The sequence below is a fragment of the Scytonema hankhaensis NUACC26 genome, from assembly GCF_045865695.1.
Lineage (GTDB): Bacteria > Cyanobacteriota > Cyanobacteriia > Cyanobacteriales > Nostocaceae > Scytonema.
Map to the genome: position 1 here is coordinate 71,983 of NZ_BAACAP010000214.1, position 13,085 is coordinate 85,067.

The following is a 13,085-nucleotide window of genomic DNA, read 5'->3' on the forward strand; positions in this document are numbered from 1 at the left end:
ATTTCTCATCACGGCTAGTCGAAATTTTGATATTCACCTCACTAGCTAGACGAGAAATAGTGACACCTCAATTTAAAATTCAGAATTGACGACTAACTTGAGTTTAATTCACTTTAAATTTTATGTCGGCAAGGTTCAAATTGTTACTCATTGTGGTTTTCAGTATCTTTGCCACTGCTGCTACTGGAATATACATCACACAACGCCAGCCTTGGGCTGCTGTTTCTAAAACGAGCAATGGACAACCACAGCATTTTTTGAAGGCGAGTCAAGAGGATACGATAAGCCGGGTACGGCTTGCGCCAAGGGCGAACGCAAATCCCGAACGGGCTAATTATCAAGAAATTCCTTTAGAAAATATCAACTCGTCTCTTCAAGGTAGTAACCCTACCAATCTTGCCCTCGACGCTTTTGAGGGAAACTTCGCATCACACAAAGAACCCAAAAAGGTAGAGGTATCTTACCCACAACCCAATCGGGTACTAGTGATAATTACGCAAACCCAGCGGGACAAGAAATTATCTAGAATTGCTAGATACCGAGTTGAACTGACAACCTTTGGGCGATCTCTTTTCGTCAGTTCGCCTCCAATATGGCAAATTATTTGGGCTGGTTCTCAAGAATGTTTTGCTAACATTTCTCAGAAGAATTGTCAAGGTTAATAGCTAATAGTAAAGACAATTAGCCATTAAGTAGAGAGGTGGAAATAAACCAAACTATATTACAAAATGTAAACCTGCCGGAAATCCTCACCAATGACAAGTGACCAATGACTAATGACGATCTTCACTAGTTTGCTTTAACTGTTAGCGATTAAGTAGAGAGGCGCAAAAAAAGCAAAGTATATAACGAAAAGTAAAGTTGGCTCAAAACCTCTTTCCTTCTACCCTCTGCCCTCTGCCCTCTGCCTTATCAGGACGACAATTTTTAATGCCAACCTACTTAAATATCACCGCGAATTTCTTCGACAACGCCGTCACGTAACACGATTTCGACTTGCAACTTGCTAATCAGGTTATCGCCTGGTTCCACGCGGAAAAAACCTTCCATTTGGAATTGGTTGACTTCCTGATCCAATTCTAAAAACTGGACTTGTTGGAGATTTTGCAAACTTTGATTTTTCTGTTCTAAAAGTTCACTTTTCTTTTGGTTGATCTGACCCTGAATATTATCAATTTGTTGCAGTGTCTGGGGACCGGGAGGTTGTAGGCTCTGCTTTTGAATTTCTGCGACTGCTCTTTGTCCTTGAACGTCCAACTGTTGCAACTGCTGGTCAATTTGATTGATTTGGGTTTGCAGTTGCTGCTGAACTTCGTCTTTCCAAAGGTTGGTCACGATCGCTTTTACGTTGATAACGCGCTTTAAAAGCAATTGAGGTTTGGAGACATCCATAAATGTTTTACGTTCACTCTACATTTGTACTGGGAATTATCAGGCAAACATCCCGTTAATAATATCGCGATAGTGTTCCATCACGACGTGTCGTTTCGTTTTTAGTGTTTGCGTCATCATGCCATTTTCAATAGAAAACGGTTCTAGAATCAGCTTGAATGGACCGATACGGTCATCAGGTCGGTAGCCAGGACGGTTTCGCACTTCCCGATTCAATTCTTGCCGGAATAAATCCTGAACCATTTTACTCTCTAGATCTACTTCAGTAGCCACTGTATTACTGAGGGTTTTGTCAGTGACTTCTTCTGGAAGACGTAGGTGGAGATTCTGAGAAATTGCCCACTTCTGCAAGGCTTCTACATTGGGAACAATCAAAGCCCCGAGACTGCGTTGGTCTTGTCCTACAAGCATAATCTGATCTATGTAGGGCGATCGCAAACAAACATCTTCTATCGGTAGCGGCTCGATATTTTCTCCATTTGTTAATACAATCGTATCTTTAGCTCGTCCGGTTAGTACCAAATCATTTTGTGGTGTCACCCATCCCAAATCTCCACTATCAAACCAACCTTCGGCATCAATGGCTTTGGCTGTCGCTTGAGGATTTTGATAGTAACCTTCCATCACTTGGGGTCCTCGCAACAACACCAATCCTCTTTCCCCCGTCGGTAATGGCTTGCGAGTATCTGGATCTACGATTTTCGTTTCCGTTCCTGGTATTGCTTGCCCTGCAGAACCCCGTAAATTCCGCCAAGGACGCCGCGCATGAGTGACAGGAGAGGTTTCTGTTAACCCATAACCTACCAAAATTTCCACACCAATAATTTCAAAAAAGTCATCGATATGCTTGGGAAGCGCACCGCCACCGCTAATCATCTGCTTGACTTTACCTCCTGTTGCTTCCCTCACCTTAGAATAAACAATTCGTTCTCCCAATGCATGAAGGGGAAGCAAAGCTGTTGCTTGTGCGCTTGCTGTTAGTTGCTCGAGGACTGAAGGATTCAAAGTCTCCAAATCTAACCCTTGAGCAATGCGCCGTGCTTTAATAAATTTTTCGCTCATTCCAAAAAAGAAGTTAATCAGACGTTGCTTATTCTCTGGTTGTTCGCGAAACTGTTTTTGCACTCCTTCATAAATGGATTCCCACAACCGAGGTACGCCCACCATAAATCGGGGTTGAAATTTTTTTAAATCTTTTTTAACAGACCGGAGGTTCGTGTAAATTTGGGTACAGCCTTGAGAAAGTAAAAAGTACTCGCCACTACGTTCGTAACTGTGCCAAGTGGGCAAAATGCTGAGTATATTTTCTCCCGGTTGTGGTTGTACGACTGACCTCAGCACTAAAACTTGATGGAGTAAATTACCGTGAGTCAGCATCACCCCTTTCGGTTTACCTGTAGTTCCAGACGTGTAAATTAAAGTCGCTAGAGTTTCCCTAGTTTGCTTTGCGGGTGTTAGGGTGTGCTTTTCCCCAATTTCCATCACTTGGGAAAAGTTCACGACTTTCAAACTGGTGTTGGCTGGTGGTGTTTCCTCTGTCAACAAAACAATCAGTTGAATTGGTAGCTCCAAAAGACGCTCTTGCAGCTTATTCAGTGTCTTTAGGTCTTCTACCACTAGCGCCGTGCTGCCGCTATTTGCTATTATGTACAAAAGTTCTTCCCGTTCTGCCTGAGAACTACGCACTGCATTGACAGCCCCAGCAGCCATAATGCCTTGATCTGCAATTAACCACCGAGGACAATTATCTGCAATCAGTGAGATGCGATCGCCTTCTTTCACACCCAATGCTTGCAAACCAGCCGCAAACTTTTGAATTTGTTGTGAGAGTTGAGTGTAAGTAATAACTTCTTCCGGTTGAGAGTTAGGGTTATGGAGGGCAACGATATTCCCAAATTGCTTAGCTGCTAAGGGCCAAATTTCTGGTATTGACTCTATGTTGGAGTAGTTAACGATGTAATCTAATGCCCGACGCTCTGGCTCTGAAATATTGGATAGGTAAGAAGAGTTATCGTATTTTTTTGACATAGCACATCACCCATAAAAAATCTATTGTACTCAAATAAAGTCTTGGCGATTAGAAATCGCGACTATAAAAGCAAAACCCACCTACGTGGGTTTCAGAATCTTGATTTTCATGAGTCCGCATCGGCGGACGAGCGTTTGTATAGTAGCGAATTCTATTCGCACAGTATTCTCTTGTTATTATTATGCATTGTAAATTAGTATCGATAGGCTATAGCTGTCCTAAATCATTCATGAGAATTTGAAATTATTGTGTCCCCCCTGTAATCTCCCCAAGGTATCGGGGGAACGGCGTTAGCCCGGAGGTGAATTTTTTTACAACTCACTAATTCTTTCTATAGTAAGAGTAAGAAAATCCTATATTAAATTTACTTTATGTATATAAGAAGAAATTCAAAAGCTTTTTTTGAGCGTTTGGAGAAATTTTGCTTCACAATAGTATTTTATGTCCTCATCATAAAAAGGAGCGTGACATATGAGCTTAATGGATGGTTTACTTATAACACTTTTTAATACAGTCGCTTGTATTATTTTTCCAAAGCTAGTGTCTGTCATTCTTACACAGAAACCCAAACCTACTGCATCCACACAAGCTAATTTAGCCGCAAATGAAACAGGTTCCGGAGTCCCTAGTTTTTCTCAGGTATCATAGGACGATAAATTTCAGTGACCAGACGCATTCACTACTTCCCTCACTGGTCACTGGTCACTGGTCACTGGTCAGGTATTTGTCTTAACTAATGACCCATGACCAATGACCAATTTACTTTAATTTCCAAAATGTGTAAAATTTATCGCTATATAACTTACGAGTTTTGGCATTATACTTTTTTTCTATTGCCTTACGTAAGCTACTTGAAGGATTGAGTAAAAAAATATCAGTAAATCCTTTGTAAACTTTGGGAAGCGCTTTACCCTTTACCAACAGAAAGCGGACTTTTGGCTGAACGAGATAGCTTAGAGAAACGACATTTCCAGAATGACTACTAGAAGCATGGCATATTAACAGTGAACGATTAGATTGGTTAATAATTTTAGCAATTTGTATATTACCATAACTTACACCTTTATTCCATAAAGTTTCTTTTTGAGAAATGACTGCACAGGAAATAAAGCCACTCAAAATAATTACAATAAAAATCATTTCCCAGATTCTTCGGCGTAAAATATTACCATTATAAAGTTGAGTTGCTAGCAAATATGCGACAGCTAATTGGATACCTACGTAAGTAGGCATGAGATATTGTTCGGCAGTTGACCGTATTCCTCCAAACATTAAATCTGGAAGCATAAGGGGTATTGCGGGTACAGCAATTAACAGTACAATAAATAACCAGATTTTTGGATGGGTCGTCAAACAAAGAATATAAATTGAGTATCCTATTCCTGTAAAAAATATTGAGGTTACTAAATAACTAAACGGATTTTCAAGTCCAAAATCTAAATCGAAAAAAATCCGGCTTAATTGAATGAGCCAAGTTTGAAAGAGCGCAAACAGAGGTAATTTAGATGATGTCCAAGTAGTTTGATGAAATTGAAAGAAATTTGTCAGTATAATTAATATCCAAGGAATAAAGCTGCAAAATCCTGATAGGGATGCCAACGTGTAAGCTTTGACTGTTTGAGTCCAACGAAATTCTGCTGTTGCTGTAACATAAATTCCATGGGCAACTGCAATAAATCCGCTTAATAAAGACGTGTAAAGGCTGAGTGCTAAGGTGACTGTATAGAGTCCCCATACATAAATATAATCTCGCTTGTATTCTCCTGTAGTTTCAAGTCGCAAAGCTCGCAGCAGTGAGGCGCTAGATGCTAAAATTGTGACGAGCCATAAGATATATTCTTGTGCTTCTTGAGCGTAGACAAGATGAATTGGAGAAATGGTTGCGAGTGCGATCGCAACGTAGGGAACTGATAGTGGTACGATAAATAATTCTCGACAAAGCCAGTAAAGGCAGGGAAAGACGAGTAAACTGACAGTAGCAGAAAAACTTCGGATTGCTGTTACTGAAGTGCCAAACAATTGACTCCACACTTGTATGAGTAAATAATACAAAGGTGGGCGTTGAGGGTCGTCGATAGCTAAAGACTTGAGTGTATCGCCTAAATTTTTTTCAGAATTGAGGCTTTGAAATTTATCAAAAGCTTCCCTTTTTACAACACGACTGTTAAAAATTTGTCGTTGAACTTCTGTAGATGTGTATCCTGAAATACGTAATGAAGTTCGGGTTTCATCGTAAGAGTAAACCTTGGTATCAAGATTGTAGAAACGAAAGAATACACCGACCGCAAACACCGTAATAATTAGAAACCGCAACCAATAAGGAGCGAGTTTGATTTGCCGCATAAACAGCTTCTCGATTAATTTGCGTAAAGTGATGAGAGCGAAAGACCCGAATCAATTGCAATTGCGAATCGCCAAGACTACTTTTAGGATATGTAGATATGGTAATTTGGCGATCGTTATTTCATTATTATATTTATAAAAATTTTTGTAAATTTTTGTAAATATTATAACTTATAGCAGTTTTCACCTAAATGAACCATAGCATTTTCTTGTGGAACGGGCGTCCTCGCCCGTTCTGGATAAGAGGGCGGTAACTTCATCAAAACTCATCAATTGCAGAATGGCTTGAGATGCAAGAATTACGTCTATGTGTAGGAGAAAGTTGGGATTAATTGGACAACCCGCATTTCTTTACATTTTCGCATCACCTCTATAAGGGTAGCTAGAGCATTGTTTTACTAGAAAACTACTCCAAACTCTCTTGGCTTGCCGTTGGTTTCCCTTCATTTCGCACTGCTGCCCATAATTCTGCTGCTTGTCTCATCGTTTCATTAGTCAATGGAATAAGGAATTGACTAAGAAGGTGTTTGCTAACTCTAGCGTGAAATGCAACCGAATTATTGGCGATGCATGGAGGATTTTGCTTACACCTGCTACCATTCACGATAAAGCTCGAGAGCGTAAATCATCACCTCTTCATTTGGTAGTCTGATTTTGGTGGGTTGGTGAGGATATCGAGTTTCAATGGCAGTAGAATCCTGTTCCACAACTACATCAATGGCTTTTAGCATTGATTGGCGCAAAAGCGGTTTTATCCAAACAGATTTGAACTTAGCGAATATCAACTCATAAATTTTAGTTTGATTTTGTTGTTGTGGATATTGCACAACAACCTGAGCAAACGGTCCAGATCCTGTCTCAGCATACAGAACCAGAACCGAAGGAAAAAAATACTCAACCGTACTCTTGAGAATCTTTGGTATTGTAAACAGAACTGGGTTGCTTAAAAGTTCTCTGACTGAGTTATTAGCTCTAGTACTTTCCTGCTTTACCTTGTACCAATAGCCATTTTTGTCAAATTCAGTCATCTGATTTTGGACAATCTGAAATAACTCCCGGTGCGTTCCGTTTTGATGATTGAAATCAGAATTGATTAGCCAAGTGCTTAAGAAATCTCCCTGGATGGTCTTATCTCCAGCTATACCGATAAAATCATATTTAGATGCAATTTGCTCAACAATGTCAGGAATGCCTGTACGAGGTTCGCAATCACCATATGTCCAAATACAGTCACCAATCACCGTGAGTTTAAGCGGTTGAGCGAAAGGCTGTATATCCCGCTTACCTTCTCGATGCAACTTTCCTTCACCATCAAACTCTAGTGCATGGAATGGACAAGTAATAGTATTTCGCTCTTTGCAAATCCAACCATTTGACAGTGGAGCTTGCATATGAGGACAAACATTGTTCAAAGCAAAAACTTCGCCGCGATCGTTCTGCCACAGAGCATAGTCTTGACCATTTAGCGTCACCTTATGCGGTTGATTCACCCCTAACATTGAGCGATGAGCAATGAGCCAAGGTGCTCCAGGCAAGATGTAAGTCATGAGTTGAGCCTTTCTAACTAACTATATTTTCAGTCAGTATCTACCGATTAACAGTCGTTTGTCAATTACTGACCGAATTTTCAGTTAGTATTGGTTCTGCTGGTACAAGAAGTTATACCAGGTTGAAAAAAGAATGCGACAGATAGTAGTGTGAAATCTAATCCAGGCAAAGTTTTCACAATCCAAAATCCAAAATCTAAAATCCAAGATGGTATTAAGCGTGAGTTTTTCAAACACTTCAAAGCAAAAGTCAAAAAAGCTTCGTCAAGTTCGTGATGCAGAGGCAACCCAGGCAAAAATTCTTGATGTTGCCGAAGAAGAGTTTGCCCGTTATGGTTTGGCAGGAACGCGAATTGATGCCATTGCTGCCCGAACTGGTGTTGTGAAAGCCATGATTTATTACTACTTTGAGAGTAAAGAAGGGCTTTACCAAGCTGTGATGCAACGGATCGGAACCGAGTTGGATACTACATTTCAACAGCTTGCTACAGAACATTTACCAGTCGAAGAAGCCCTAAAAGCATCCATTCGCGCTGGTATTGCTTACGGAGCTGCTTATCCGCATCGTGGAATGCTGTGGTTTTATGAAGCCATCCAAAACCAGGGTCAGTACGGACAGATGAGCGGTTGGCAGAAAAGTTTCTGGAGTATGACGACAATTTTAGAACGCGGAATGGCTGAAGGTGTCTTTCGATCGCTCGATCCATTTCTGACAACCATCAACATTTTAGGGGTTTGCACGTTTTACTTCAACGCTCACGAAAATCTTAAGTACCTCGATCCAACGCGGCAACTTTTAAGTTCGGAGATGATTGAGCGACAGACTCAAGAAGCCATTGATTTAATTTTGGCTGGAATCAAAGCTTGATGCTGAACTTTTGTGCGGCAAAGCCCTACCTACAGTACTACAGTACTGATATTTTTCACAAATCATATAGGATTGCTATATACCAATTCGGCTTCCGATTTTGCCGCTCAGTGTTTCATCAAACAGCTAAAAACCTTTGAATCACGTCCTGACTCAATTCATTGGTGGAACCAGAAGCAACAATACCGCCTTTTTGCATCGCGTAATAGTAATCAGCTTGGCGGACAAAATGTAAATGTTGCTCTACTAACAAAACAGAAATACCAGTAGTAGCAACTATGCCACGTACTGCTGCTTCAATTTCCAAGATAATTGAAGGTTGAATACCTTCGGTAGGTTCATCTAATAACAGTAATTGGGGTTGTCCCATTAAAGCACGAGCAATAGCTAGTTGTTGTTGCTGTCCACCACTTAAATCACCACCCATCCGCGAAAGCATGGATTTCAAAATGGGAAATAAGCTAAAAATTTCTTCAGGTATTTCTTGATGTTTTCTCCTACTAAGTCTTGCTTCTAATCCCAATAGGAGATTTTCTTTGACTGTCAAACGGGGAATAATTTCGCGTCCTTGGGGAACGTAACCAATTCCCAGCTTTGCTCTTCGATCTGGAGATTTTGAATTTATTAATTCTCCGGTAAAGGTTATTGTGCCATGACGCGGTTTGAGTAACCCCATAATTGTTTTAAGGAGGGTTGTTTTACCTACGCCATTGCGTCCGATTAGGCACACCATCTGCCCCATTGGTACGCTCAAATCTACATTACGTAGAATGTGGCTTTCGCCGTAGTAAACGTCCAGGTTAGAGATTTGTAACATTGAAAAGTTTTAAGTATAAAGTTTAATATTAGTTGCTAACGACAAATTGTCCCAAATAAACTTCAATAACACGCTTGTCGTTTTGTACTTCTTCAATAGTGCCTTCACATAACACTGAACCTTCATGTAAGACTGTGACTTGTCGAGCGATTTGGCGCACGAATTCCATGTCATGTTCAATGACTAAAATAGAATGATTTTGTGATAGTGCTAAAAGAAGTTCCCCTATATTGTAGGTTTCTTCATCTGTTAAACCAGCAACAGGTTCATCAACAAGTAATAAATCGGGAGATTGTGCTACTAACATTCCAATTTCTAAGCGTTGCTTTTCTCCATGAGATAGAGAACTCGCTTGAATGTCTGCTTTGTCGGCTAAGCCTATGGTTTCCAGTAACTCTGTAATCTTCTTCTTTTCACCAGTATGGGAACTTCCAAACAAGGTAGACAACACATTTTTATTACGGTTACTACTCAATTCTAAGTTCTCGTAAGGTGTTAAGTTGAGGTAGATTCTGGGAGTTTGAAATTTACGTCCAATTCCCCGTCTAGAGATTTGATGTTCAGATAAAGAATGCAAACTTTTGCCTTTGAAAAAAACTCGTCCCTCGGTTGGTTTCACTTTACCTGTGATGACATCAAGAAATGTCGTTTTTCCAGCACCGTTGGGACCAATAACTACCCGTAATTCACCCACATCCATGCTGAAGTTTAGCTTATTGAGTGCCTTAAAGCCGTCAAAACTAACTGTGAGGTTTTTAGTTTCTAAGATTTTGGCGTTCATGCTGCACCTCGGAGTTTTCTTCTAAGCTGGGATAAGTGGTAATTTGCTGACGGCGTTTGAAAAGCTGAATTCCTTGAGTGCGGAACCACCCCACTACCCCATCAGGAAGAACGGTGACAACTATCAAAAATAACGCTCCTTGGAAAAATAGCCAAATTTCGGCAAATTGTTCGCTTAAAAAAGCACGAGCGTAGTTGACTAATAAAGCTCCTAATATGGCTCCGATTAAAGTAGCACGTCCTCCTACTGCTACCCAAATTACCATTTCAATGGAAAAGGCGATGTCCATGGCTCTGGGTGAGACAGAACCACTTTGCAAAGTATACAATGCTCCTGCTATACCGGCGATCGCACCCGAAACTGCAAACACTAACACTTTAAAATCTGTTGGATCGTAGCCAGAAAAACGCACTCGGCTTTCGTCATCCCGAATTGCTATTAACAACCTTCCAAAACGTCCACTTGTTAGCCAACGACAGAGTGTATAGGTAGCTGCAAGCAACAAGACTGTGAGGCTGTAGAAAATCAACTGGGTTTTTGAATCGCTAACTGTTGCTCCCAATAAAGTCGTAAAATCAATCAACCCATTTGTACCGTTGAACAGACCTTGTTGACCGTTAAAGAAGTTAAAAAATACAATCGTTGCAGCTTGAGTCAATATAGAAAAATATACACCGCGAATACGGTTGCGGAATACTAAATATCCTAGTAAACCAGCAAGTATTGCGGGAGCGATCGCAACAGCTATGACTGCAAAAGGGAATGAATAAAAAGGTGTCCAAAACCAGGGGAGTTCCGTTACACCATAAAGCCCCATAAAATCAGGCAATTCTCCAGGAGGAACTTGCAATTTCAGATGCATGGCAATTGCATACCCACCCAAACCAAAGAAAATTCCGTGTCCCAAACTGAGTAACCCAGTGTAACCCCAAATCAGATCGATCCCTAAAGCAACAATGGCTAGCGATAAAAATCGCTCTAACAAATTTAGCCGAAACCCTGAAAGCACGACTGGTACGATTAAAATGAGGATGAGTGCGATCGCTACAATCACCCCTACCTCAATTAAAATTAACCTTCTTCCCTTCCAACTCATTCTTTGCATATTTGTGGGACAGGCAAGATACCTGTCATATATTTTTATCAGTGAAATATCGGTAGAGTGGGCAATGCCCACCAAAAGATTATGTGGTGGGCATTGCCCACCCTACGGTACTGATTCTCTTCATCTTTGTGGGATAGGCATCTTACCTGTCATGTACTTTGCAGATCGAGTTAAATATCTACAGTGCGACCTTTCTGAGGAAAAATTCCCCCAGGCTTAACCTGTAAAAACACAATAATCAGAGCAAAAACCGTCGCCTTCGCCATACTCGTTGTTGCGAAAAACGCGAACAAATCAGCCAAAGGTTTAACAGGAGTCAACAACGAAGCCAAAGTTGCAGAACCAATCAAGTAATTCGCCGTACCAATTCCCAATGCTGCTACAATAGTTCCCACCAGATTGCCTACACCACCCACAACAACAACCATAAAAGTATCGATGATGTAGTTTTGTCCGGTATTCGGTCCCACCGAACCGAGTAAACTAATTGCACAACCAGCGATACCAGCCAATCCCGAACCCAGGGCAAAAGTCATTGCATCAACTTTTTGAGTCGGGATACCCAAACAAGCACTCATACTCCGATTTTGTGTGACAGCGCGAATCCTTAATCCCCAATGAGAGCGTTGCAAAAATACATAAATTCCCGTTACACAAACAATCGTTAAAGCAATAATAAATAATCTGGGATAAGGCAATTGCACGCCGAGCAAAGATATGCCATCTTGCAACCAATTAGGAGCAGTGACATCCAAATTTTGAGCGCCAAACCAAGGTTGTGTTATTGCTAACTGATAAGTCTCGCTCAAATACTTACCCGTTGAGATGGCTACTCCCCCTGATAGTAACAAGATCGCTGCCACAACCCAATTCTGAATTCTACCAAAATTTGTACGCTTCTTTAAAATCCACAAACTACCAAAAAACAACAATAAAAACAAGGCAATTCCAATGACAAGCACCGAATTCACACTCCGGACAAATTGTTGCAAAATTAAACTTACACCCCAAGTTGCCAGCAGAGTTTCTAAAGGACGCCCATAGAGATATCGAATGACCCTCCTTTCTAGCAGCCATCCCACAGCAGCTGTTAGTAAAAAAGCGACAATTAGGGCAAAAAAGATATAAATTTCAAACCATACTCCGCCTAATTGTTTGCAACCATTTTGCACCACAAAAGTTGTGTATGCCCCCAACATCATCAACTCGCCATGCGCCATGTTGATAACGCCCATGAGTCCAAAAACAATAGCCAGTCCTAGTGCTGCAATTAATAACACAGCACTAATACTAATGCCATTAAATACAGCTTCCATAAATCCTGCAAACACTTTTTCCTCCCTAAAGGTTAGTAGGGGCGCGGCGGCCTTGCGCCCGTACAGTAGTGGTTATTACTGATGACCAATGACAAATGACAAATGACAATTTACGTTTTCTTATATTTACCACCTTTAGCTGGATCGGACCAATCACAAGAAAATGCTTTAGTCTCTTTCACAAATTGATTCCAAGGAATTGGTTCAACAGGAGCTGGAGTAGCATAGACAATATTAAACAAACCATCATCTCTTACCTGACCTATCCGCACAATTTTTGATAGGTGATGATTGGCATTCATTGTGACTTTACCTTCTGGAGCATCAAAAGTTTGACCGTATGCTGCCAACCGTACCTTAGCTAAGTCAGTTGTCTTAGCTTTTTCTACTGCTTGTTTCCATAAATAAATAGCAGTATAAGCCGCTTCCATGGGATCGTTTGTTACCCGTTCTGCACCGTATTCTTTTTTGAAGGCTTCAACAAATTTCTTGTTAGCAGGAGTATCTACTGTTTGAAAGTAGTTCCACGCTGCGTAATGACCTTTGAGATACTGCATGCCAATTGCCTTGACTTCTTCTTCGGCAATACTGACAGACATGGAAGGATATTTATCTGCTGTTAATCCTGCTGCTTTTAATTGTTTGAAAAAAGCAACATTGCTATCACCATTTAGCGTATTGTAAATGACTCCACCATTTGGTAGAGCTTGCTTAATTTTGGTAATAATAGGTGTCACTTCTGTGTTACCAAGTGGTAAGTAATCTTCCCCTACTGTTTTCCCACCAAGTGCTTCTAGTTGAGATTTAATAATTGTGTTGGCTGTACGGGGAAAAACGTAATCAGAGCCGACTAAGAAGAATTCTTTGCCCTTATTTTTTAGCAACCA

12 protein-coding genes are annotated in these 13,085 nt (G+C 40.7%); 3 read left to right on the forward strand and 9 right to left on the reverse strand.

Features of this window, described 5'->3' with window-relative positions; genetic code table 11:
- Positions 1 to 122 precede the first annotated feature (122 nt).
- A complete protein-coding gene (locus tag ACKTT2_RS28190) occupies positions 123 to 662 on the forward strand; it encodes a hypothetical protein (RefSeq protein ID WP_407892829.1) in 540 nt (179 codons plus the stop codon).
- A gap of 280 nt (positions 663 to 942) precedes the next feature.
- Here the strand turns inward: ACKTT2_RS28190 and ACKTT2_RS28195 are convergent, their stop codons facing one another.
- Positions 943 to 1,392, reverse strand: a complete 450-nt coding sequence (locus ACKTT2_RS28195; protein WP_407892831.1) for a YlqD family protein — start codon at positions 1,390 to 1,392, stop codon at positions 943 to 945.
- Between the two features lie 39 nt (positions 1,393 to 1,431).
- Entirely contained in the window at positions 1,432 to 3,420 is a 1,989-nt protein-coding gene (locus ACKTT2_RS28200) for an AMP-dependent synthetase/ligase (RefSeq protein ID WP_407892833.1), read from the reverse strand.
- A gap of 472 nt (positions 3,421 to 3,892) precedes the next feature.
- Between ACKTT2_RS28200 and ACKTT2_RS28205 the strand changes: the two genes are divergently transcribed.
- Positions 3,893 to 4,069, forward strand: a complete 177-nt coding sequence (locus ACKTT2_RS28205) for a hypothetical protein (RefSeq protein WP_407892835.1) — start codon at positions 3,893 to 3,895, stop codon at positions 4,067 to 4,069.
- A 111-nt stretch (positions 4,070 to 4,180) separates the two neighbouring features.
- Here ACKTT2_RS28205 and ACKTT2_RS28210 read toward each other — a convergent pair whose 3' ends face one another.
- Positions 4,181 to 5,764, reverse strand: coding sequence for a glycosyltransferase family 39 protein (locus tag ACKTT2_RS28210; RefSeq protein ID WP_407892837.1), 1,584 nt, complete (start codon positions 5,762 to 5,764; stop codon positions 4,181 to 4,183).
- A gap of 593 nt (positions 5,765 to 6,357) precedes the next feature.
- Entirely contained in the window at positions 6,358 to 7,311 is a 954-nt protein-coding gene (locus ACKTT2_RS28215; RefSeq protein WP_407892839.1) for a Rieske 2Fe-2S domain-containing protein, read from the reverse strand.
- A gap of 220 nt (positions 7,312 to 7,531) precedes the next feature.
- On the opposite strand from ACKTT2_RS28215, the gene ACKTT2_RS28220 reads away from it, so the two are divergent.
- Positions 7,532 to 8,179, forward strand: coding sequence for a TetR/AcrR family transcriptional regulator (locus ACKTT2_RS28220; RefSeq protein ID WP_407892842.1), 648 nt, complete (start codon positions 7,532 to 7,534; stop codon positions 8,177 to 8,179).
- Positions 8,180 to 8,297: 118 nt separating this feature from the next.
- On the opposite strand, the gene urtE is transcribed toward ACKTT2_RS28220, so the two are convergent.
- The 5 genes from urtE to ACKTT2_RS28245 form a co-directional block, all read right to left on the reverse strand.
- Positions 8,298 to 8,996, reverse strand: a complete 699-nt coding sequence (urtE, locus tag ACKTT2_RS28225) for an urea ABC transporter ATP-binding subunit UrtE (protein WP_407892844.1) — start codon at positions 8,994 to 8,996, stop codon at positions 8,298 to 8,300.
- Positions 8,997 to 9,024: 28 nt separating this feature from the next.
- Positions 9,025 to 9,777 carry an urea ABC transporter ATP-binding protein UrtD gene (gene urtD, locus ACKTT2_RS28230; protein WP_407892846.1) on the reverse strand — a complete coding sequence of 251 codons (753 nt, stop codon included), beginning with the start codon at positions 9,775 to 9,777 and terminating at the stop codon, positions 9,025 to 9,027.
- Positions 9,752 to 10,873, reverse strand: a complete 1,122-nt coding sequence (gene urtC, locus ACKTT2_RS28235; RefSeq protein WP_407892848.1) for an urea ABC transporter permease subunit UrtC — start codon at positions 10,871 to 10,873, stop codon at positions 9,752 to 9,754. Before urtC ends, urtD begins: the two co-directional genes overlap by 26 nt.
- A 179-nt stretch (positions 10,874 to 11,052) precedes the next feature.
- On the reverse strand, positions 11,053 to 12,213 hold the full coding sequence (gene urtB, locus ACKTT2_RS28240) for an urea ABC transporter permease subunit UrtB (protein ID WP_407892850.1): 1,161 nt from the start codon (positions 12,211 to 12,213) through the stop codon (positions 11,053 to 11,055).
- Between the two features lie 95 nt (positions 12,214 to 12,308).
- Positions 12,309 to 13,085, reverse strand: a 777-nt coding sequence (locus ACKTT2_RS28245; RefSeq protein ID WP_407892852.1) for a transporter substrate-binding protein, incomplete at its 5' end; no start/stop codon positions are given.

Coding starts and splice junctions, on each gene's coding strand:
- ACKTT2_RS28190 (WP_407892829.1), top strand. CDS start 123: ATGTCGGCAAGGTTCAAATTGTTACTCATTGTGGTTTTCAGTATCTTT.
- ACKTT2_RS28195 (WP_407892831.1), bottom strand. CDS start 1,392: ATGGATGTCTCCAAACCTCAATTGCTTTTAAAGCGCGTTATCAACGTA.
- ACKTT2_RS28200 (WP_407892833.1), bottom strand. CDS start 3,420: ATGTCAAAAAAATACGATAACTCTTCTTACCTATCCAATATTTCAGAG.
- ACKTT2_RS28205 (WP_407892835.1), top strand. CDS start 3,893: ATGAGCTTAATGGATGGTTTACTTATAACACTTTTTAATACAGTCGCT.
- ACKTT2_RS28210 (WP_407892837.1), bottom strand. CDS start 5,764: ATGCGGCAAATCAAACTCGCTCCTTATTGGTTGCGGTTTCTAATTATT.
- ACKTT2_RS28215 (WP_407892839.1), bottom strand. CDS start 7,311: ATGACTTACATCTTGCCTGGAGCACCTTGGCTCATTGCTCATCGCTCA.
- urtE (WP_407892844.1), bottom strand. CDS start 8,996: ATGTTACAAATCTCTAACCTGGACGTTTACTACGGCGAAAGCCACATT.
- urtD (WP_407892846.1), bottom strand. CDS start 9,777: ATGAACGCCAAAATCTTAGAAACTAAAAACCTCACAGTTAGTTTTGAC.
- urtC (WP_407892848.1), bottom strand. CDS start 10,873: ATGAGTTGGAAGGGAAGAAGGTTAATTTTAATTGAGGTAGGGGTGATT.